Consider the following 20,939-nt stretch of genomic DNA (forward strand, 5'->3'; position numbering starts at 1 on the left):
CGCAGATGAAGGCGGTCGCCGCGCCGGAGGGCGGATCGGACGGGAACAGTGAGTTTTTCGCGCTGGCGCGGGAAAGCAGGCCGGAGTGAACGACCCGGCCCCTGAGCGGCCCGTCAGTTTCTGGGACTGGCACCGGATCTCGGACATCTTCTCCTGGCCCACTCGCCGCAAGTCGCTTCCCGCGGAACGGCCGGAAATCCTGTGGCGGTCGATCAAGATCATGACGGAATGGGGCGCCGAACCGCTGTGGTACTTCAATCCGTACACCCATAACGTGACCGCTCCGATCGACCCCGCGTCGCCGGAGCTGGGATTGAGCGCGGAACTGGCTCGCGACCTCTCCGCGTGGAAGGACGAATGGGACGCCACGAGGAACTGGGCAGATCCGCCCTCGTCCGCCTTTCCCTCGGACGAGGCCGAACGTCGCTTCGAGGAGCGCGGCTGGGCACTGGCCCGACGGCTCCGGCGCGAAGTCCCCGAGGAATGGGACGTGAGCTACCACAGCGATCTGACCGAAACCGAAACCGAAATCACCTGAGCCCGCTCAGTCCTCCGCCGGCTTGGTCCACGCCACCTGCACCAGTTCCGTCCCGTGCCGTCGCGACACCAACGTCCCGCGCCCGGCCGGTTGCGGCGAAGGCTTCACATCGCCCATCAGCGCGCCCTCTTCCTTCCCGCCGGACATGACCAGGCCAGGCGACCCCAGCTCTCGCACCCGCTGGATCACCGCCTCGTACAAGCCTCGTCCGGCGCCGCCGGAAGACCGGGCCAGGATCAGGTGCAGGCCGATGTCCCGGGCCTGCGGAAGGAATTCCAGCAACGGCAGCACCGGGTTCCGTCCGGCAGTGGCGACCAGCTCGTAATCGTCGATGACCACGTACAGGTCCGGCCCGCGCCACCAGGAGCGGTTGCGCAGTTGGTCGGGGGTGACATCGGGACCGGGGAGCCGGTTGCGCATCGCGGTCGCGCATTGGTTCACCAAGTCCGTCAGCGTGTTTTCCGCACCGGCATAGCCGAGCAGGTGCGGTTGGTCCACCACGCCCAGCAGGCCCCGGCGGTAGTCGCCGACCAGGATCAGGGCTTCGTCGGGGGTGTGGGTCTGGCAGATGCCGGTGACGAGGGCGCGCAGCAGCGAGCTCTTGCCCGATTCGACGTCGCCGAAGGCCAGGAAGTGCGGGTCCGTCCGGAAATCCAGGTGGACGGGGCGCAGGGTGGATTCCGCCAAGCCCAGGGTGATCCGGCCATGGGGAGCGGCGGGGAAGGAGTCCAGCGGGACTTCCGGGGGAAGAAGGCGGACCTGGGGAGCGCGCGGGCCGGTCCAGGATGCGGAGACTCGGCGGACCAGGTCCAGGCCGCCGGCGCCGACGGTTTCCGGGCGTTGGTCGGAGTCGATGCGCGGGAGGGCCGCGAGGAAGTGCAGTTTGTCCGCGGTGAGACCGCGGCCGGGGCGGTCGGCGGGGACGTTTTGAGCCACCTTGCGGTCGATCGACGAATCCGCCGGGTCGCCCAGGCGCAGTTCGAAGCGGGTGCTGATGGCGTCGCGGAGCTGGGCGCGGGCGCCGATCCACTGGTTCAGCGAGACCAGGACGTGGATGCCGAAGCCCAGACCCCGCTGGGCCAGCGCGGTGATTTGCTCTTCGAGGCGTTCGTACTCCGACCGGATCGTGGTCCAGTTGTCCACGAACAGGAACACATCGCCGAACTCGCGGTCGTCGCTGCTTTCGGTGAACTCGCCGCGGCGGCTGCGGAAGGCGGCCATCGATTCGATTCCGTGCGCGGCGAAGAATTCTTCCCGCTGCTCCAGCAAAGTCACGAGTTCCGCGACGACTCGGCGGCAGCGTTGCGGGTCTCGGCGGGTGGCGTAGCCCGACACGTGCGGGAGGCCGGCGATCGGGGCCAGCGCGCCGCCGCCCATGTCCAGGATGAAGAACTGCACCTCGGCGGGGGTGTGGGTGAGCGCGAGCATCGCGGCGATGTCCTTCATCAATGTCGACTTGCCGCTTTGCGGTGCGCCGACGATCACCGCGTTGCCCGCCGCGCCGGAGAAATCCGCCCACAGCATGTCGCGACGCTGTTCGAAAGGCTTGTCCACCAACGCGACCGGGATGGTCAGCTTGCCGTTGCCGCCCCAGCCGAGGGGACACAAGCCGCGGCGCGGGTCTTCGCCGATCGGGGGCAGCAGCTGGTCCAAAGTGGGCGGTTCGGCCAGCGGCGGCAGCCAGATCTGGTGGGCGGCCGGGCCTCGTCCCTCCAAACGGGACAGCATCGCGTCGATGATCGTTTCGCCGGTGCCCTTCGCCGGAGTGTCGGCGGCAGGTTGTTCGGCGACTGGTACTTCAACCGGACCCAGAGTGAAGGGCAGGACGCCGAGTTGCTGTCCGTCTGAGCGCACGATCCGGCTGCGTGGCGGGAGTTCGCCGGAGACGTACGCGGCCTTCAGCCGGATCAAGGTGTCGTTGTCGGACTTCAGATACGCCGAACCCGGCACCGGCGGCAGCTGGTAGGCGTCCGCGACACCCAGCACCGCGCGGCTTTCCGCGGCGGAGAACGTCCGCAGGCCGATTCGGTACGACAGGTGCGAGTCGAGTCCGCGCAGGCGTCCTTCCTCAAGACGTTGCGACGCCAAAAGCAGGTGGATGCCGAGGGAGCGGCCAAGTCGTCCAATGGCGACGAACAGGTCGATGAACTCCGGCCGTGAGGACAACAGCTCCGAGAACTCGTCGATGATCACCAGCAGCGACGGCAATGGCTGCAGCGGAGTGCCGTCCGCGCGCGCCTTTTCGTAGTCGCGCACCGACGCGTAATTGCCGGCCGAGTGGAGAAGTTCCTGCCGCCGCAGCAATTCGCCGTTCAGCGCGTCCGCCATGCGGTCGACCAGCGCGAGGTCGTCGGACAGGTTCGTGATCACCGCGCAGGTGTGCGGCAGGTTGGTCATGCCCGCGAACGTCGCGCCGCCCTTGAAGTCGATCAGCGCGAGGTTCAGCTTTTCCGACGAATGCGTGACGGCCAGCGCGGTGACCAGCGTGCGCAGCAGTTCGCTCTTGCCGGACCCGGTCGCGCCGATCACCAGCCCGTGCGGGCCCATGCCGCCCTCGGCGGATTCCTTGAGGTCCAGGTCGACCGGGCGGCCGTCGGGGTTCACGCCCAGCGGAATCCGCAGCCGGTCGCGCGCGGGACGCGGGGCCCAGGTGACGGTCGTGTCGGTGTCGCGGGGGTCGCCGATGCCGAGCAGTCCGGCCAGTCCGAAGGTCGAGGACATCGGTTGTTCGCTGACCACCGCGCCGCCGTGGTGCAGCGGCGTCAGCATCCGGGCCAGTGCTTCGGCGGCACCGTGGTCGAGCCGGTCCGGCATGCCGAGGAACCCGAGCCGCGCTTCGGTGCCGTCGAGCACCACCATGCCGAGCTGATCCGGTGCGACGTGCAGGCTCAGCAGCCGGTCGGTCGACGTCGCGCGCGGCTGATCACCGCCGACTTCCAGCACGGTCACGCCCAGCCGGCCTTCTTCGGCCAGCAGCCGCGGTTCGCCGTGGGAATCGCCGCCGTCGACGACGAGCACGATGTGCGGCAGGTCGGCCGACACGCCGCGGCGCGAGAACGCGGGGCGGTCGCCGAGGTCCGGGCCGAGCAACCGCGCCAGTTCCGCGGCGCTGTCGGCGAACAGCCGTCGCGGGCCGGTCGCGTCGGCGAGCACCGGCGCGGTGGCGTGCGGCAGCCACTTCGCCCATTCCCAGTCGTGCGAACGGTCCGGGGCGACGCAGAACGCGACGCGCAGGTCGGTCGGGGAATGAAAAGTGACCAGCTGTGCCAGCACCGCGCGCGTCATCCCGAGCACGTCGAACCGGCGGCCGGACAGCGTCGCGGCCGCGTACGAGCGCAGCGACACCGAAACCGGCAGACCCTCGACCGTCGAGAAGGTCTGGATGAAGTGCTTGAGGTTGGTGGAGGAAACCGGGTCCAGCTCCTCCAGCGGCGCGATCTGCGGCGCGCGCAGCGGCGTCGCGAGCGGCTGCGGGCCGGTGGCCGCGCGCACCATCGCGAACGAGCGGTCGCCGCGGCGGCGGTCCCAGTGCTGGTCGGTTTCGACGTACGCCCACAGGTCCGCCGGGTCCGGCTGCTGCGCGATCAGCGTGGCGCGCTGGGAGTCGGCGACCGCGCGCACGCGCGTGCGAAGACCGGCGAGATACCGCTGGTAGTCGCGGCGCTCCTCGTTGATCTGCGCCTTCTTCGCCATGCCGCCGCGCCCGAGCGACATCACGATCATGCCGCCCATCGCGGTGACGAACAGCGCGCCGAAGATCCAGGTCATCACCCCGCCGTCGCGTCCGATGTAGACGAACGACATCGCGCCCATGCCGAGCATCATCGGCAGGAACATCATGAGCTGCATCACGCCGCCGGAGCCGCTCTTGGGCAGCATCGGCGGGGACTGCAGCATGATTTCCCCAGGCTGCTCGCCGAGCAGGCCAAGGCGGTCGCGGGTGGAACTCATGCCCCGTATTTTGGCCGCCTGTTGTCCGGTCGCGGTGGGTACTTTTGCCGTCCGCTCGCCCGGCGGCGCGAACTTACGCTCTGCCCAGACGCCCCGCACCGGTGCGTCCGATCGCGGGAGAGCGGAGGGAGAGCCATGGGCACGACCGGCGAGTACCGGGCCGAGCCGGAGGCCATGCGCTCCACCGTCGGCAACGTGGGCGGCATCATCGCCCACGGCATCAACGCCGTCGCGGACCTGGAAAAACTCGTCCTGCAGCCGACGACGTTCGCCAGTTTCGGCAGCGTCGTCGCGGCGGCGAACGAGGCGCTGCACTCGCAACAGGTGACCGCGGTGCGTTCGCTGCTGCAGCTGCTGCAGGAGATCAACGGCCTGGTCAAGCACAGCGCCGACGCTTACCAAAGCGCCGACGAAGCAGTTTCCGACGGCTACGGCGGGGGCGGCAACGGTGCTCAGTCTTCCTCGCTGACGTCGATCTGGGGAGCCCCGCACGCCGCGCACCTGGCCGCGGCGGCGATCACCGACAGCACCGGCGCGCACGGCGAACCGTCCTCGGTCGGCAACGTGCTGCGCTATCTCGGCGACGCGGACCTCGGCAGGCTCGCCGAGCATCCGCTGACCGACGCCCGGTTCCACGGCGTCGCGGATTTCAACGACTGGCTCGCCGGCGACGCCGACAATCAGGCGCGCGTCGGCCTGATCGAGGTGTATTCGGGCACCGCGCGCACCTTCGGCGACGTGCCCGGCGGCGTGCACAGCGGCGACGTCGTCGTGGTGGAGCCGCTTTTGCTGCCCGACCACCACCCCGTGATCGGAGTCGCCGGGGACGGCGGCGCCCTCTACAACCACGGCCCTGTCGACCCGGGCCTCGGCGGACTGGCCAAGGTCAGCGTTTACCGGCCCGCCTCCGTCTGACCCCGAACCCCCGACCAAGTGAGGTCCGAAGCCGATGTTCTTCCCGAACTCCAGCGCGATGGACGCCACCGCGACCAGCGGCGGCCCGATCACCGTGCTGCCGCAGATCGTCACCGGCCAGCCCGAGCAGATCGCCAAGCACGTCCTCGACCTGCTGCACAAGGCCGCCGAGCTGACCTCGCTCTACACCGAGCTCAGCAAGGCCGCCGACCAGCTCGGCAAGGTCTGGTCCGGCGGGGCGTCGGAATCGGCGCTGCAGAAGATCTCCCATTCGCTCGAGCAGCTCACCAAGATCATCAACGTGATCGAGAAGGGCGCTGAGCTGCTCGGCGTTTCGGGCACGCTGGTGAAGGCGGCGCAGGAGGCGTACCGGTCGGTGGTCGCCGCGGTGAACCCGACCGTCGCGTCGCTGATGTCGAACTGGTGGACCTACGGGGCTGCGGTCGCGCTTTCCACTGCCACGAGCGCGACGCTGCGCGGATTCATCACCGCGGTCGGCGGTCTGCTGAAGGCGCTCGGCGCGGGCGACCTCGCGAATCAGATCACCCAGGTCGCGACGATCATCGGCGACATCGAAAAGCTGTTCCACCACGGTTCTTCCGACGCCAACGGCGCGGCGGGCAACGCGGCGGTCTCCGGCACTCCGGTCACCGCGCCGCAGATGCCCGCGCCGGTCGCGAGCGCGTCCGGGCAGGCGGCCATCGGCGGCAGCGGCGGGGGAGTGCCCGGCGGCAACCCGTCGTTCACGAACTACACGCCGCCCGCGCTGTCCAACGGCGGCTGGCCGTCGGGCAGCGGCACTGGGGCAGGCGGTTGGCCGTCCGGCGGCGGTGCCGGGACGGGGGCGAACCCGGGGAACAGCTGGATTCCCGTGGACCACCCGGCTCCGGCCCCGGCTCCCGCGCCTTCGGTGCCTTCGGTGCCGGGACAGTCGACCGGCGCGCACGAGGTCGTGATCCACACCGACCTGAACACCGGCCAGTCGACCGTCGAAGCTCCGGCCGGGCAGGACGTGGACATCGATGTCGACGTCACCTACCAGGGCAAACACTTCCAGCAGCACGTCGACATCGACGCGAAGGGCGCATAACCGGTGGCCGTGGACGCGTCCGGAGTCGTCAGCTCGGTGCTGTCGAACTACCGGCAGGTGCTGGTCGAATACCAGCGCCGGGTCACCGGCGACCCGGCGGCGCTCGAAGCGGCCGCAAACCGCTGTGGCACCAACGCATCCACGATTACCGGCAAAGCCACCGAAATCGCGGACGCGGCCACGGCATTGCACGCTGACTGGGACGGGGCTGCGTACACCGCGTACGCGACAGCAGCGTCCGATGTCGCGCACGCACTGACCGAGGACGGCACGAAGCTGGCCGACCAGAGCAAACGGTTGTCGATGGCCGGACAGCTGTTGCGGTGGGCGCGCTCCGGGGTCGATTCGGTTCTGTCGCAGTTCGAGCAGTACGGCACGCAGCTGATCAACCAGGCCCGTTCGGCGGATCCGAACGCGGTGGGCGCTTTTATCGCCGCGGCAAGGGATTTGGGCGAGCAAGCGGTCGCGGCGGCCGGGCAGGTCGCCGACGAGCTGTCGGACGCGCTGGCGGAGTTGTTCCCCGCGCCGTGGGCCGGGCCGATGAGCAAGCCGGGCAAGCTGGGCAAACGCAACTACGGCCCGCTGTCCTGGGTCAACGGCGACACGCTCGACGGACGGAAGCGGCCGCGGTCGGCGCCGTCGTGGTTCGGCAATTCCGGCTGGAAGAAGCTGACCTGGAATGGGCTGGAAGGCACTCGCGCGCCGAAGAAGGCCGACACGCCGTTCGGACAGCCGAAGCTGAAGAGCGAGATCGCCCGCGCCACCGAAATCACCTACTACAAGACCGCGCACGAGCAAGACGGCTTCATTCCGGAGTATGACGGGAAGATCTCCTCGCAGGGCTGGGACGCGAAGGCATCCGGCCACGCTGAGCTGGGTTTCCGGGAGGACATCGGGACCAGCGGAAGCTACGGCGTCGCGCACGGCAGCGCTCGCGGTTCCGCGTTCGCCGGTGGCGAGGTGAGCGCTTCGGGACAGCTGGGGCTGCACGGGCTTGGCGTGCACGCCAACGCTTTCGCCGGCGGCAAGCTCGAGGGCCAGGTCGCCGCGGATGTCGCGGGCGTCGGCGTCGGCGCGAGCGGGAGTGTCCAATATGGAATCGGCGCTCAGCTCGACGGACAGTTCGTGTATGACAACGGGCATCTGAAGATGAACTTCAAGGCCGGTGCCGCGCTGGGGCTCGGTGCCGGGCTCGGCGCGAAGATCGACATCGACCTGCCGAAGGTCGGCGCGGCGGTCAGCGAATACGGCGGAGCGGCGGTCGACGCGGTCGGCCACACGGCGAGCGAGGCGGCGGACGCGCTGGGCGGGGCTTGGGACGACGCCGTGCAGTATGTGGGTTCGTGGTGAGTGCCATGGCTGATCTGGTGACGCTCCCGCTGGGCTTCGACGTCCCCGAGGGCTGGACGCCGGTGCCGCCGATCGCGCCCGGGCTGGTTTTCGTTGCCGTGCACCCGAAACCGGTCGCGGAGTTCACGCCGAACATCACGCTCGGCATCCAGCAGCGCCAGGATTCCCTGCCGATGAAGGACATCGCCGACGAGGCCGTCGAACGGCTCGGCCGGACGATGGCGCTGCTGGACGTCCTCGACCGCCAGGAGGTCGGCAGCCCCGCCGCGCCCGGCTGCACCCAGACTTTGCGGATGCGCACCGGCGAAGGCCAGGATCTGCTGCAGATCCAGGTGTTCCTGACCGTGCCCGGTCCGGCCGGGCGGGTCGTGCTGGAGCTGGTCTGCACGGCCGATCCGCAGGACGCGCGCACGCTCGTCCCCGACTTCCGGAAGTTCGTGGCCAGCGTGCACGTCCGCCGGGAAACCCCGCAGGAGAAGGAGAACGACGGTGACTGAACCGTATGCCGTGCCGGACATGGACGATCTGCTCGCGCAGGTCCGCAAGCAGACCGAAGAGGTGCAGCGGATCCAGCGCACGGTCGAGGCGATGGAGGTCAAGGCGGCTTCGCGGCAGAACGAGGTGACCGTGACGCTGCGCGGCGACGGCCGGTTCACCTCGGTCGACATCGACCAGCGCGCGATCCGCGAGTACGACGCGCGCACGCTGTCGGAGATCGTCCTCGAAGCGGTGAACGCCGGCCTGCAAAAGCTCGCCGAGGCGAGCAGCGCGAAGTTCGCCCCGGTGATCGAGGCGTCCAGGTCCCAGCTGTGAGCGCGCCGGCCGTCGCCGGGTCGACCCGGCGCGTCACGATCGTCACCCCGCGCGCCAGGGTGGACGTCGCGCTGCCGCAGCAGAGCACGTTCGCCGAACTGGTGCCGCAGCTGGTCCGGCTCGCCGGGGCAGCCGGGCAGGCGTCGGCCGAGCATCCCGGCTGGGTGCTGTCGCGGCTCGGCGGCGCGCCGCTCGCGCTCGGGCTCACCGTCGCCGCCGCGCAAGTGCGCGACGGCGAAGTGCTGCACCTGACCCCGCGTGAACGTCCGCGGGGTCCGTTGCTGTTCGACGACGTGGTGGATTCGATCGCGAGCGTCGGCGAATCCGCGTCGACCGCCTGGGGGCCGAAGGTCGCTCGCCGGGCTGGGATCACGGCCGCCGCGGTCCTGTTGTTCGCGGGCGGGTTGTTGATCCAGGCCTCGCTGGCGGGCAGCGTGCTCGCGCCGATCGGCACCGGGCTGCTCGCCATCGTGCTGCTGCTCGGCGGCGGCGCGTTGAGCCGGGCGTACGGCGATTCGGGCGCGGGTGCGGCTGGTGCGCTGGCGGGCGTCGGCGTGGCTTTTCTGGCCGGAATGTCTTTGCTGCCACCGCATTCGATGTTCTCGCTCGCCGCCGGCCCGCTTGCCTCGGGCCTCGCGGCGGTGACTGTTTACGGTGTGCTGGCTGCGGTATCGGTGGCGGACCGGTTGCCGTTCTTCGTCGCGGTCGTCGGTTCGGCTGGGATCGGCGCGATCGCGACCGGCGTGGTGTTGCTGACCGGCGCGAAGCCGGTTGCCGCTGCGGCTGTCGCGGCAGTGCTGGCGACGGCGTTGGCGGCTGTCGCGCCGATGCTCGCGCTGCGGCTGGGCCGGATGCCGCTTCCGCGCGTGCCGGACGACATGGAATCCTTCCGTGCCAACGAACAGCCGTCGCTCGGCGTGGAAATGGCCGGGCGGACGACGCATGCGCAGGCACTGCTCACGAGCCTGCTGGTGGCGCTCGGGCTGGTGGTGATCGGTTCGTCGATCGTGCTCGCCACCGGCGGCCCGTGGGAAGCCGGGCTGGCCGCGCTCGCGGGGACGGCGTGGATCCAGCGGTCGCGCTCGTACGCGGGCCGCACGCAACGGCTGGTGCTGGTCGGCTTCGGCCTCCTTGCCTTGCTGACGGCGGGTTTCTGGCTGATCGCGGACAACCAGCGGATCGCGCTGCTCGCGGTCGGGCTGGCGCTGGTGCTGGCCGCGGTGGTGTCGCTGTTCTACGCGACGCGGGTCGCGCGCGGGGTGCGGTCGCCGTATTGGTCGCGATTGCTGGATATTTCGGAGTTCCTGGTGCTGCTGTCGCTGGTGCCGTTCGTGGCGTTGATCGCCGGGGTGTACGAGGCGGTCAGCGGCTGAGCGGGCTGGCGGCTTTCATCGTGCGCAGGACCGGCGCGGTTTCGCAGGACCGGATGCCCGCCAGCGCGCCGAGCCGGTGGGTGAGGTAGCGGTGCAGCGCCGGGGGATCGGCGCATAGGGCGTGCGCGAGGAGATTCGTCGGTCCGGTGGTCGCGGCGACGACGGCTAGCTCGCGGTGGGTGGCGAGTTCGGTGGCTACGCCGTCGAGATCGGCCGGGGCCACCGCCATCCACAGCAGAGCTTGCGTGGTCGCGCCGAAGAGCCGGGCGTCGATTTCCACGTCGAAATAGAGGGTTTCCGCCGCGCGCAGGTCAGCGATCCGGCGTGCGACGGTTGCGGCGGACCAGCCCGTAATGGCCGCCAGTTCGGTCTGGCCGAGGCGGCCGTCTCGCTGCAGAGCAGTGAGCAACGGTTCGTCGGCAGGCGTCGCGTCGAGGTGCGTGGTGCCGGTTTCTGGTTCCAACTGCTGGCGTTGGGCGTCGGTCAGGACGTCAGCGCGGCCTTGCCAGGCGGTCGGCCCGCCGTGGTACAGGTGCAGCAACTGATGCGCGGAGACGGCGGTGATGCCGGTCGTGCGCGGGATGTCGTGCAACAGCAGACCGTGCTCGGGCGTGGAGTCGTTGGCCGCGTGGACGATGACGCAGATTTCCGTACCGCCTCCGGCGAGCTTGACCCAGGTCGTGTCGGTGCGCCGGACGAGCGCGTCGGCGACCCGCTGCGCGACCGCCGGGACGACGGTGAGCCGCACGAGCCACTGCGTCTGCCCGGCGCGATGCGGCGCGGCCAGCCCGACGACGCGCAGTCCGGCTTCGGTGCGCAGCCGTCGGTAGCGGCGCGCGACGGTTTGCGTCGAGACGCCCAGGACGGTGCCGATCCGCGCGAACGGGGCGCGGCCGTCGATCTGGAGCGCGTGGACGAGGGCGTGGTCGAGGTCGTCGAGCATGGCTTGATTCTGCACCAAACTGTCCTGAATGGAAGATTTCTGCTCGTTCGAGACGGTGGCTGGAATCTTGCTTTGCCACTGCCCAGGCTGGCGGCATGAACGATTCACGCCGCTGGGCCGCGCTCGCGGTCCTGCTCGTCGCGGAAGCGATGAACCTCCTCGACACCACGATCGTCCAGGTCGCCGCCCCCGCGGTGCACGCCGAACTGGGCGGCGCGCCCAGCACGCTCTCCTTCTACACCGCCGGTTACACGCTGCCCTTCGCGCTCCTGCTGATCACCGGCGGACGCCTCGGCGACATCCTCGGCCGACGCCGTACGTTCCAGCTCGGCGTCGCCGGTTTCGTGCTCGCCTCAGCTTTGTGCGCGGCCGCGACCACGCCAGGGTTCTTACTGGTTTTCCGTGCGCTGCAAGGGGCTTCGGCCGCGTTGGTGATCCCGCAGACGATCGGGCTGATCCGCGTCCTGTTCGACGGCGCGGCCCGGGCGCGGGCGCTCGGCATGATCGGCCCGGTGATGGGACTGGCCGCGGTGAGCGGTCCCGTCCTCGGAGGACTGCTCACCGACGCCTGGACGTGGCGTTCGGTGTTCCTGGTGAACGTCCCGCTCGGACTCGCCGTGCTCGCCGCGTCCGGGCTGCTCGCCGAAGACCGGTCCGCGTCCCGGCCGCGGCTCGACCTGCTCGGGACCGGCCTGGTCGTCGTCGGCGCCGGGCTCGTGGTCTACCCGCTCCTCACGCACTGGAATGGGTTCCTCGTCGCCGCCGGGGTCGTGGTGCTCGGTGTTTTCGCTCTGCAGCAACGGTTACGGGGCGGCCTGATCGAGCGCAGCCTCTTCCGCGGCCTGGGATTCCCCGCCGGATTGCTGACGTCTGTGCTGTTCTTCGCCGTGATGACCGGCCTGACCCAGGTCGTCGTCCTGTTCCTGCAGCTGACCAAGCACGCCGACGCCCGCACCGCCGGACTCTCGTTGCTGCCGTGGTCGTGCGGCCTGGCCGTATCGTCCTTTGTGGCCGGACGCTGGCTCGTCCCGCGCTACGGAACCCGGATTCTCTTTGCTGGCGTGGGTTTTCTGGCCGCTGGCATCGCCGGGATCGCGCTGGGCTGGCCGCTGCTGCTCCCGCTGGCGATCGCCGGAACGGGGACCGGGCTGTTCACCGTGCCGTTCTTCACCGCCGCGCTCGCTCTCGTCCGCCCCTCGGAGACGGGTTCGGCGGCGGGCCTGCTGAACGCGGTGCAGCAACTCGGCGGAACCGTCGGAGTCGCTGCGCTGACAACGGTTTTCCTTGCCACCGACCTGAAAACCGCGTGCTGGACCGCAGTCGGCTTGACCGCCGCGGCCGGGCTGACCGCGATCGGGCTCATCCGCGGAACGCGCGCCGGTAGTCCGTCGGAGCCGTCCCCAGCCGGAGTGTGAAATGACGGCGGAGGTTGGCCGCCGAGCCGAGGCCGCTGCGTTCGCCGATCAGGCCGATCGGCAGGTCGGTGGATTCCAGCAGGCTGCGGGCGAGCAGGACGCGCTGGTCGAGCAGCCATTGCAACGGCGTCGTCCCGGTGGTTTCGTGGAACCGGCGGACGAACGTGCGCGGGCTGACCCCGGCTTGGCGGGCGAGTTGCTCGACGGTGAGCGGCTGGTCGAGGCGCCGCGTCGCCCAGTGCAGCACCGGACCGAGCCCGGCGTCGTCGGTCTCCGGCACCGTCGCGGACACGTACTGCGCCTGGCCGCCGCCGCGGTGCGCGGGCAGCACCATCCGGCGCGCGACCTCGTTGGCCACGTGCGCGCCGAGGTCGCTGCGCACGACGTGCAGGCAGAGGTCGATTCCCGCGCTGCGTCCGGCACTGGTGAGCACCTGCCCGTCGTCGACGTACAGCACCGATGCGTCCACCTGGACCTGCGGATACAGCATGGCGAGCGTGGCGGCGTACATCCAATGCGTCGCCGCGCGCCGTCCGTCCAGCAGCCCCGCCGCCGCGAGCGCGAACGCGCCGGTGCACAGCGAAACGATCCGCGCGCCCGCGTCCGCGGCCGCTCGGACGGCGGCGACCAGGTTCGGCGGGACGGGCTGTCCAGTTTGGACACATGCGTACGGCAAGGCGGGCACCAGCACGGTATCGGCGTCCTTGAGCGCCTCGAGACCGTGCCCGGCGTGGTGCCGGAAGCCGAACTCGGTGCGGGTTTCCGGCTTGGCCGCGCAGAACCGCAGCTCGTACCAGGGGTCGGCGAGGTCGGTCCGGGACGGCCCGAACACCTCCGCCGCGATGGCCAGTTCGAACAGCGGCATGTCGTCGACCAGCGCGACCGCGACAGTTCGCATGGGTTCGAGGATACGGCAGGAATTATGCGGAAGCAGTCAGTCCTGCCACTCGCGTGCGTTTCGGCGCGGTGGCAGATTCGTTGCGGTGACCGTTGTGGAACTCCGCCAGTACACCCTCCGCCCCGGGCAGCGGGACGTCCTGATCGACCTGTTCGACCGTGAACTGCTGGAACCGCAGGAAACCGCGGGCTGCACCGTCGTCGGCCAATTCCGCGACGAGGACGACCCGGACCGCTTCGTGTGGTTCCGTTCCTTCCCGGACCTGGCGTCCCGGCACGCCGCGCTGACGTCGTTCTACCTCGAAGGCGAGGCCTGGCGGAAACACCGCGACGCCGCCAACGCCACCATGCTCGACAGCGACAACGTCCTGTTGCTGCGCCCCGAATCCGACTTCCCGCCGTTGTCCCGGCCGCTCGATGCCGTCGAGCCCGCATCGCGAATCCTGGTGCTCGTCGGCCCGCCTTCCAGCGACTTTCCCGAACCTCTCGCTTCCTTCGTCACCGAGCCGGCGGAGAACACCTTCCGCGCGCTGCCGGTGCGGGAAGGGGAGAACGTCCGGGTCGGAGTCTGGGTCTTCCCCGACCTCGCCGCGCTGCGGGCTTTCGAGCGCGGGTTGGCTATGCCCGGCGTGCAGCGGCTCCGCTTGGCTCCGACGTCGCGGTCTTCGCTCCGCTGATCCGCTGGGCGACAAGCTGATCGAGGCGGCTCCATGCGGGGCTTTCGAGATGCCCGGCGAGAAGTTCGACGACTTGGCGGGGGACTTTCCGGAAGTCCGGCAGGTCGGACGGCAACGGCATCCGCCGAGCGAGCGCCGCCGCGGTGTCGGCGATCGCTTCAAGCCTGGGGTCTTCGGGACTCCAGTCGATCGCCTCGTCGTAGCCGCGCAGGACCGCGACGTACTCCGGATCGTCCAGCAGCGCGGTGCGGCTGGCGAGGATCGCGCGGCTGATGTCCGGGGCCAGCGCGCAAGCGAGGATCCAGCCGTCGCGGATCGCGTTCTCGTGGCGCTCGGACAGCCCAAGCGGCCGTAGCCGCTCCATGAACGCGATCGCGTCCGGCGGGAGACAGAGCCGATCGGGCCGATCGAGATCCCGCAACCGGACGCGACGTCGCTGGAGCTGCCGGATCGTCTCGCGCAACTCGGCGTCGATCCGGTCGAGTTGCTCCGCGGTCTCGTCGGAGTTGAGCACCTGGGGAATGCGCGCCAGCGGGACGCCGGCCTGGGCGAGCGTGACGATGCGGGCCAGGTCGATGACCGCCTGCGCGTCGTAACGGCGGTACCCGGAGGCGTCGCGTTCAGGCTCGGGGAGGAGCCCTTTGGCGTGGTACACGCGCACAGCCTTGGCCGAAACCCCGGCTTGGCGGGCGAGCTGGCCGATGGTGAGCATGTCTCCAGTATCGCGCTTGACCTTGTCCCGGGGGCAAGGTTGGAAGCTGACGGCATGGCTGATTACGACACCCTGCGCGCGCTCGCCGACGAGGGGAACGAGACCGCGCTGGATCGCCTCGCCGACCTCGCCGACGCCCGCGGCGATCTGACCGAGCTGTCGGAGCTGCTGGACGAGGGCAGCGAACACGCGGGCCGGCTGCTGACCCGGCGGGCGGTGGCGAACCGCGATCTGCGGGAATTGCAGCGGCTTTCGGACGCGGGGAGCGGCGAGGCGGAGACGGAGCTGGGACGACTCCTTCGCGCTGATTAACTCGTTGTGCCCCGGGCGGCAGGCTTGGCAGAGTCGGGCGCATGCCGATCGCCGACCTGACCCCGCAAGCCCGCGCCGAACTGGCGTGGCTGGAGGACATCTGCGTCGCGGCGGGATATGCCGGGCCGGGGCACATCGTGCGCGAGATCCTGCCGAGCGGCTACCCGGCGTACGTGCGGATCCTGCACGGGCTCGCCCGCGCCGGTGACGAAACAGACCTGCGAAGCTGGGCGAGCGTGGCGGCGCGGGCCGGGCTGGAACTCCACCCGGAAACGTGCCACCTGACCCTCGCCCGAGCCGATGCCGCCGCCGGACCGCTGCAATGGACGACCGAATACAGCCGCCTCCGCCCTCGCGAGCAGCGTGCGCTGAGCAGCATCCTGGCCGGAGTTTCGGGTGCGTCGGACGTCTACTTCGGTTATGACACTTCCGCCGTCGCGGCAGGTGGCATACCCCATTTCGTCACCGCCGCCCCGCTGGACGGGCTCGACGAAGTGCGCAAGCGGGTCGACGACGAGGTCGGCATCGAACGCGGCCCGGACTACTGGCTGGCGCGCGACCACGCCTGGGTCGTCTGCTCCGATCACGACCTCACCTCCACCTACGTGGCGTGCGGCGAGGACGTCGCGCGGGCGATCTTCGCGCACCCGGACCTCGAGGCGTTGTCCGTGACGCCCGAGACGCGCATCGACTTCGGATCGGACGTCAGGTGAGGGCGAGCGGCAACGTCCGCCGCACCGCCGCTGCGTGTCCGCCGTGCAGCGGAACCACCGAAACCCCCTGCGGCACCGGCACTTCCGCCGCCCGAGCCCCTACCCGGATGGTCAGCTCGAGCTTCTCCCGTCCACCCGGCGTCCGCCGCAACGTCGCGGAAGTCGCGGTAAACGCCGCCCCCGGAACCGCCACTCCCAGCGTCCGGGCAAGCCCCCGCGCAGACCGCGGCGAGTAGCACGTCTGCGTGAGCCCGCCCCATTTCCACGCGCGCCACAGATCCCCGTCCGACTCCGGATCGCCGGTCGAAACCCCCAGCGCCACCCGAAGCTCGTTGGTCAGCTCGCCAGCCTCCAGCACCGTCGACGGATGCCCCGCCTCCGCCAGCGCCACCATCAAGCTCAACGCCGCACTCGCGGTGCTCCGCAACGCCCCCAGCTCGCCGCCGCCGCGCGCGAGCGCGGCGATCGGCGCGTCTTCCGGCCGGTAGCGCACCGCGAGCCAGCGCACCCGGTACACCCGCGAATCCCTTGGCGCCGCCCAAGTCAGCAACTGCGCGGCGGCCAGCGGGATGTCCGTGTTCTGGAACGTCGTGCGGAGGATCGCCAGCAGTTCGTCCGTCGACGGCTCCCCGGCGCCGGGCGTGAGGCGGACGATCGCGCTCCAATCGCCGTCGACCTCGGCGACGCCGAATCGGTTGCCCGCGCGGTCGACGTGCTGGCGGACCTTTACCGGACCGGCGATGCGCAGCAAGGCGTCCGGGCTGTCGCGGCGGTTGTCGTGGCGGCGCAGGCGATGCGCGAGCCACGTCCACGCCCAGCCGGCGAAATGCCGTCCGGCGACCCGCACCGACGTCGTCGCCACCAGCAGCCCGGCCAGCGCGGCGACGGTGATCCGCACCGGCTGGGCCAGGCCGTGCACGGTGAAGGCGAGCAGCAGCGCCAGCGCGGCGATTTCCCACCCGGCCGCCTGCAGCGGACGGATCGGCAGCAGCCACGGCCACGGCGCGGCGCCCGAAATCCCGGCGGTCCCGGGAACGCGGGCAGGAGCCGGGGCAGGCGGCGCGGACACGGACAACGCATTCCCCTCTTCCCCGGGCAGCGACCCGGCCCCGCGAACGCTAGCGTCCCCGCGCGGGCGCGTGGGCGTAAAAATTACCCTCGTCCGCGCCGGAGGAGCTGTCTAGCCTGCGCGAGAAGCGGACGTGATCTCCAGGGGGCCGGGACAGCGTGTGGACGCAGCGGGACCAGATTCAGGCGTATCAGTTCCTGCGCCGCCGTCTCGTGTCCGCGCTCGTCGCCGCGGACGCCAACCATCCGGTGTCGCCCAGCCGCCGCCTCGTGCTCGGCACGGTGCTCGGCGTCGGCGCGGCCCTGCTCGTGACCGCGGTGTTCGGGGTGATCGGCCTGGTCAGCCCGTCCGGCGGGAAGGACTGGCTGGCCGGCGGCAAAGTGATCGTGGAAGCGGACAGCGGGGCGAGATTCGTGCTCGGCGCGGACGGCGCGGTGCACCCGGTCCTCAACTACGCGTCCGCGCGGCTGCTGGCCGGCGGCAACGGCCACGAGACCGTCACCGTGCCCGCCGAAAAGCTCGGCACGGCCCCGCGCGGGACGCAGATCGGGATCGTCGGCGCGCCGGATTCGTTGCCCAGCACGCTGATCGCCACTCCGTGGACCAGTTGCAGCCGCACCACCCAGGACGCGCCCGCCTCGGCGGAACCGCTCGTCGCCGTGCTGCTGGAAGCGGCGGCGTCCGGGGTCGAACTGCCGCGCGATTCGGGCGTGATCGTCCGCGTCCCGCAGGGCGGCCGGTTCCTGCTCGCGGGCGGCCACCGGTACCGGCTGGGCGACGAAGCCGCCGCGGCGCTGCAATTCGACAGCTATCCGACGATCACCGTGTCCGCGCGCTGGATCGACACCGTGCCCGCCGGACGCGACCTCGGCGAGATACCGGTCGACGGCGCCGGAAACCGCGGCCCGCGCGTCGGGACGCAGGAGACGCGCGTCGGCCAGGTGCTCTCGGTCGTCGACCCGATGGCCGGGGCAGCCACCGCCTCGACGTACTACCTCGTCCGCCAGGACGGTCTTGAACCCGTCGGCCAGACCCAGGCCGCGCTGCTCGTCACGACCCCGGCGAACGAATCGGCGTACTCGGGCCGCCCGGAACCGGCGCGGGTCCGTGCGGCGGACGTGGCGGCGGTGAAGAAGGTGAGCGAATCCCGTTCCGGCGGCGCGGATCCGGCGGCCTACCCCGACCGGATCCCCGGCAAGGCGCCGATCACCGGCAGCGCGGTGACCCTGTGCGCGCAGAACGGCCGCGTGACGGTCTCGGCGGATCTGCCGGTCCCGCCCGGCGCCCGCGCCCTGCCGGTGCAGAGCCGGACGGACGCCCGGGTCGCGGACGTCGTCTACGTTCCGCCCTCGCGCGGCGCGGTCGCGACGGACTCCGGGTCCGGCACGATTTATCTCGTCACGGACACAGGACGAAAATATCCGGTGGCGAACGGGACGGCGCTCACTTCGCTGGGCTACGGTTCTGGGTCCGGGCATCCGGTCGCGGGCGGGCTTCTCGCGCTGATGCCGACCGGTCCCGCGCTCGATCCCGCCGCGGCCGGGCAGCCTGCGGGAACGGGGTGAGCGAGCCGGTGACCACGACAGCGCAGCGGATCGGCGACGCGGGAGACCCGGAACAGCCGGATTCCTGGGCCCCGGGCGCCATCCCGGTGGCCGTCATCGAAGACCACCCCCTCTACCGCCGCTCGGTGGAACGCGTCCTCCTCGAGGCCCCGGACGTGGAACTCGGCGCGGTGGTCGACTCGGTCGCCCGCTTCCACGTCGCGCGCCAGCCGGCCGGGAGCGTCGTCCTTCTCGACCTCGGCCTGCCCGGTGTCGCCGGTGCGGCCGCGGTGCTCGAAGTGGCCGAGCTGGGCCATCACGTGCTGGTCGTGTCCGCGCAAGCCGAACCGGAGACGGTGCTCGCCGCGATCGCCGCTGGCGCCAAGGGATTCCTGTCGAAAGACGTCGACGTCGACGAGCTGCTCATCGCCATCCGCGCGGTCGCGGGCGGCGGCGCGTACGTGTCGGCTGTCGTCGCCGGAATGATCATCAAGGACAACACCGACCGTCCGGTCACGCGGCCGGAAATGGAGCTGTCGCCGCGCGAAGTGCAGGTGCTGCGGCTCGTCGCGGCGGGGGAACGGGACGTCGACATCGCGCGGATCCTCGACATCGGCGTCCGCACCGTGCGCGGCTACCTCGACCGGATCCGCGACAAGACCGGCGAACGGCGGCGCCCCGGCCTCGTGAAGGAAGCGATTCGCCGCGGGCTGGTGGGGAAGGAAACGTTGAGGTGAAAGCCGACGAAGGGCGGCGCCGGAGCGGACCCATCCAGGTCGGGGTGATCGAAGACCACCCGCTGTACCGGGACGCGGTCGCGCGCGTGCTGAACGAGGCCCCGGACATCGAACTGGTCGCGGTAGCCGACTCCGTGGCGCGGTTCGCGGTACAGGACCAGCCGCCGGGCAGCGTGGTCGTGCTCGACCTGAAACTCCGCGGCGTCCAGGACGCGGCCGCGGTGCTCGAGGTGGGGCAGATGGGCCACAAGGTGCTGGTGGTGTCCGCGCACGCGGAACAGCCGGAGGTCCTCGGCGCGATGCAGGCCGGCGCCAAGGGATTCCTGTCGAAGGACGTCGACGGGGACGAGCTGCTGCGCGCGATCCGGACCATCGCGGAGGACAACGCGTACGTCTCGCCGACGCTGGCCGGGATGATCATCCAGGACAGCGACGAACGGCACGCGGGACCGAAGATCGTGCTGTCGGAGCGGGAAAAGCAGGTCCTGCGCCTCGTGGCGGCGGGGGAGCGGGACGTCGACGTCGCGGAGATCCTGGACATCAGCGTCCGGACGGTGCGGTCTTATCTGGACCGGATCCGCGACAAGACGGGGGAGCGGCGCCGGGCGGGGTTCGTCCGGGTGGCGATCCGGGAAGGGCTGCTGCGCTGATCCCGGACGCCGCGTCCGAAATCCGGCGTCAGACGACGCCTTCCCGCACCGGATAGTCGATGACGATCGCACCGCCGGTGGCGTAGTTGGCGACGTCGGCGGACACCCGCTGGCCTTGCGGGGACGTCCTCGCCGCGGTCATCGCCGCAGCGTCGGCGAAGTCGGCTTCGAAGATCGCGAAGTACGGCTCCTGTCCCGGCGCCGCTGTCACGTCGAAGCTGTAGCGCCACGAGAGCAGTCCGGGCATCTGCGCGACCAGCGGGAGGTGGGTGGTCACGTAGTAGTCGCGGAAGTGGCCGGGATCGGCGGGCTCGGGATACAGGACCACCAGCTTGTGCATGAGAACCTCCGTTGAGCGGCGAGCGACGATAGCACCCCGGCAGCCCCCGTTCGCGCGTTCGCTAGAGCCGCCGGTTCGCCAACGCCCCGGTAGCCGTCCGAGCCTTCCCCGCGGTCTCCGGCTCGACGTCCGCCACCAGCATCTCCACCCCGGCCCCGGCCTGCTCCGCCACCCGGCCGAAACCGTCCGCCACCAGCGAGTACCCGATCCCGGTAGGCGCCTTCGGATTGACCTCCGACCCGGTCACCGAAGGATCGGCCTGCCCGCAAGCGGCCACCCAGCACCCGGAATCCAGCGCCCTCGCGCGCACCAGCACTTCCCACTGCTCCCGCTTCCCGGCCCCGGCGCCCCACGAAGCGGGAACAGCCACCACGTCCGCCCCGTCATCGGCCAGCCGCCGGAAAAGCTCAGGGAACCGCAGGTCATAGCAGGTGGCGACGCCGAACACCGTGCCCTCCGCGGAAAACGTCACGACCTCCGACCCGGGCGCGACAGTGTCCGACTCCGCGAAGCCGAACGCGTCGTACAGGTGGATCTTGTCGTACCCGAGATGCTGCCCCAGCCCGGTGACCAGCAGCGTGTTCCGCACCCGGCCGTTGTCGGCCGGCGTGAACATCCCCGCGATCACCAGCACGTCGTGCTCCGCGGCGATCGAAGCCACCGCCGACGCCCAGGGTCCGTCCAACGCCTGCGCCACCGGGGCGAGCGGGCGGCCGAAGCGGGCCATCGTCGCCTCCGGGAAGATCACCACCCGGGCTCCGGCGGCCGCGGCGGCCTCGACGCCGGAGCGAACCGTTTTCAGGTTTTCTTCCGGGTCGTCGCCCGAGTTGAGCTGGCACAACGCGATCCGGGGCACACGAGCCTCCCTGGTCCGGGGACAGCGGGTCGACACCGAGTATC

At 70.7% G+C, this 20,939-nt stretch carries 21 protein-coding genes; 14 read left to right on the forward strand and 7 right to left on the reverse strand.

Annotated features, from left to right (window positions below):
- Nucleotides 1–85 precede the first annotated feature (85 nt).
- Complete coding sequence (locus ACZ7OI_RS28580; protein ID WP_470267240.1) at nt 86–538, forward strand: hypothetical protein; 453 nt, start codon at nt 86–88, stop codon at nt 536–538.
- 6 nt (nt 539–544) lie between these two features.
- Here ACZ7OI_RS28580 and eccCa read toward each other — a convergent pair whose 3' ends face one another.
- Entirely contained in the window at nt 545–4,489 is a 3,945-nt protein-coding gene (eccCa, locus tag ACZ7OI_RS28585) for a type VII secretion protein EccCa (protein WP_470267241.1), read from the reverse strand.
- A 135-nt stretch (nt 4,490–4,624) separates the two neighbouring features.
- Here eccCa and ACZ7OI_RS28590 point away from each other — a divergent pair, with 135 nt between their 5' ends.
- The 6 genes from ACZ7OI_RS28590 to eccD are packed head-to-tail and all read left to right on the forward strand — an operon-like array spanning nt 4,625 to nt 10,030.
- Nucleotides 4,625–5,404, forward strand: coding sequence for a WXG100 family type VII secretion target (locus ACZ7OI_RS28590; protein WP_470267242.1), 780 nt, complete (start codon nt 4,625–4,627; stop codon nt 5,402–5,404).
- A 34-nt stretch (nt 5,405–5,438) separates the two neighbouring features.
- A complete protein-coding gene (locus tag ACZ7OI_RS28595) occupies nt 5,439–6,494 on the forward strand; it encodes a WXG100 family type VII secretion target (RefSeq protein ID WP_470267243.1) in 1,056 nt (351 codons plus the stop codon).
- Nucleotides 6,495–6,497: 3 nt separating this feature from the next.
- Nucleotides 6,498–7,844, forward strand: a complete 1,347-nt coding sequence (locus ACZ7OI_RS28600) for a WXG100 family type VII secretion target (protein ID WP_470267244.1) — start codon at nt 6,498–6,500, stop codon at nt 7,842–7,844.
- Between the two features lie 5 nt (nt 7,845–7,849).
- Nucleotides 7,850–8,341, forward strand: a complete 492-nt coding sequence (locus ACZ7OI_RS28605) for a hypothetical protein (RefSeq protein ID WP_470267245.1) — start codon at nt 7,850–7,852, stop codon at nt 8,339–8,341.
- Nucleotides 8,334–8,657, forward strand: a complete 324-nt coding sequence (locus ACZ7OI_RS28610) for a YbaB/EbfC family nucleoid-associated protein (RefSeq protein ID WP_116202260.1) — start codon at nt 8,334–8,336, stop codon at nt 8,655–8,657. The genes ACZ7OI_RS28605 and ACZ7OI_RS28610 overlap by 8 nt, the downstream gene beginning before the upstream one ends.
- A complete protein-coding gene (gene eccD, locus ACZ7OI_RS28615) occupies nt 8,654–10,030 on the forward strand; it encodes a type VII secretion integral membrane protein EccD (RefSeq protein WP_470267246.1) in 1,377 nt (458 codons plus the stop codon). The genes ACZ7OI_RS28610 and eccD overlap by 4 nt, the downstream gene beginning before the upstream one ends.
- Here the strand turns inward: eccD and ACZ7OI_RS28620 are convergent.
- Nucleotides 10,020–10,973 carry an Lrp/AsnC family transcriptional regulator gene (locus tag ACZ7OI_RS28620; RefSeq protein ID WP_470267247.1) on the reverse strand — a complete coding sequence of 318 codons (954 nt, stop codon included), beginning with the start codon at nt 10,971–10,973 and terminating at the stop codon, nt 10,020–10,022. The two genes, eccD and ACZ7OI_RS28620, sit on opposite strands and share 11 nt — an antisense overlap.
- Nucleotides 10,974–11,068: 95 nt before the next feature.
- On the opposite strand from ACZ7OI_RS28620, the gene ACZ7OI_RS28625 reads away from it, so the two are divergent.
- The gene (locus ACZ7OI_RS28625) at nt 11,069–12,388 is read left to right on the forward strand and encodes an MFS transporter (protein ID WP_470267248.1); all 1,320 of its coding nucleotides are present in this window, start codon (nt 11,069–11,071) and stop codon (nt 12,386–12,388) included.
- Here ACZ7OI_RS28625 and ACZ7OI_RS28630 read toward each other — a convergent pair.
- Nucleotides 12,333–13,286 carry a helix-turn-helix domain-containing protein gene (locus ACZ7OI_RS28630; protein WP_470267249.1) on the reverse strand — a complete coding sequence of 318 codons (954 nt, stop codon included), beginning with the start codon at nt 13,284–13,286 and terminating at the stop codon, nt 12,333–12,335. The genes ACZ7OI_RS28625 and ACZ7OI_RS28630 overlap by 56 nt on opposite strands.
- Before the next feature lie 85 nt (nt 13,287–13,371).
- On the opposite strand from ACZ7OI_RS28630, the gene ACZ7OI_RS28635 reads away from it, so the two are divergent.
- The gene (locus ACZ7OI_RS28635; protein WP_470267250.1) at nt 13,372–13,962 is read left to right on the forward strand and encodes an NIPSNAP family protein; all 591 of its coding nucleotides are present in this window, start codon (nt 13,372–13,374) and stop codon (nt 13,960–13,962) included.
- Here the strand turns inward: ACZ7OI_RS28635 and ACZ7OI_RS28640 are convergent.
- Nucleotides 13,904–14,674: a MerR family transcriptional regulator gene (locus tag ACZ7OI_RS28640; RefSeq protein WP_470267251.1), complete on the reverse strand. Its 771-nt coding sequence runs from the start codon at nt 14,672–14,674 to the stop codon at nt 13,904–13,906. The genes ACZ7OI_RS28635 and ACZ7OI_RS28640 overlap by 59 nt on opposite strands.
- 54 nt (nt 14,675–14,728) lie before the next feature.
- On the opposite strand from ACZ7OI_RS28640, the gene ACZ7OI_RS28645 reads away from it, so the two are divergent.
- The gene (locus ACZ7OI_RS28645) at nt 14,729–14,986 is read left to right on the forward strand and encodes a hypothetical protein (RefSeq protein ID WP_470267252.1); all 258 of its coding nucleotides are present in this window, start codon (nt 14,729–14,731) and stop codon (nt 14,984–14,986) included.
- Nucleotides 14,987–15,027: 41 nt separating this feature from the next.
- Complete coding sequence (locus tag ACZ7OI_RS28650) at nt 15,028–15,699, forward strand: hypothetical protein (protein ID WP_470267253.1); 672 nt, start codon at nt 15,028–15,030, stop codon at nt 15,697–15,699.
- Here ACZ7OI_RS28650 and ACZ7OI_RS28655 read toward each other — a convergent pair.
- Nucleotides 15,692–16,774, reverse strand: a complete 1,083-nt coding sequence (locus ACZ7OI_RS28655) for a type VII secretion protein EccE (protein ID WP_470267254.1) — start codon at nt 16,772–16,774, stop codon at nt 15,692–15,694. The genes ACZ7OI_RS28650 and ACZ7OI_RS28655 overlap by 8 nt on opposite strands.
- A gap of 152 nt (nt 16,775–16,926) precedes the next feature.
- Here ACZ7OI_RS28655 and eccB point away from each other — a divergent pair, with 152 nt between their 5' ends.
- From eccB to ACZ7OI_RS28670, 3 genes are read left to right on the forward strand one after another with little or no spacing between them, the layout of a single operon-like run.
- A complete protein-coding gene (gene eccB / locus ACZ7OI_RS28660) occupies nt 16,927–18,333 on the forward strand; it encodes a type VII secretion protein EccB (RefSeq protein WP_470267255.1) in 1,407 nt (468 codons plus the stop codon).
- Nucleotides 18,334–18,362: 29 nt separating this feature from the next.
- Nucleotides 18,363–19,049, forward strand: coding sequence for a response regulator (locus ACZ7OI_RS28665; protein ID WP_470267623.1), 687 nt, complete (start codon nt 18,363–18,365; stop codon nt 19,047–19,049).
- A complete protein-coding gene (locus ACZ7OI_RS28670) occupies nt 19,046–19,699 on the forward strand; it encodes a response regulator (protein WP_116202251.1) in 654 nt (217 codons plus the stop codon). Before ACZ7OI_RS28665 ends, ACZ7OI_RS28670 begins: the two co-directional genes overlap by 4 nt.
- Before the next feature lie 28 nt (nt 19,700–19,727).
- On the opposite strand, the gene ACZ7OI_RS28675 is transcribed toward ACZ7OI_RS28670, so the two are convergent.
- Nucleotides 19,728–20,039 (reverse strand): EthD family reductase, encoded by a 312-nt coding sequence (locus ACZ7OI_RS28675; protein ID WP_470267256.1) that lies wholly within the window; start codon nt 20,037–20,039, stop codon nt 19,728–19,730.
- A 61-nt stretch (nt 20,040–20,100) separates the two neighbouring features.
- Nucleotides 20,101–20,895 carry a carbon-nitrogen hydrolase family protein gene (locus ACZ7OI_RS28680; RefSeq protein ID WP_470267257.1) on the reverse strand — a complete coding sequence of 265 codons (795 nt, stop codon included), beginning with the start codon at nt 20,893–20,895 and terminating at the stop codon, nt 20,101–20,103.
- Nucleotides 20,896–20,939: the final 44 nt, after the last annotated feature.

The organism is Amycolatopsis sp. NPDC114503, assembly GCF_055633655.1.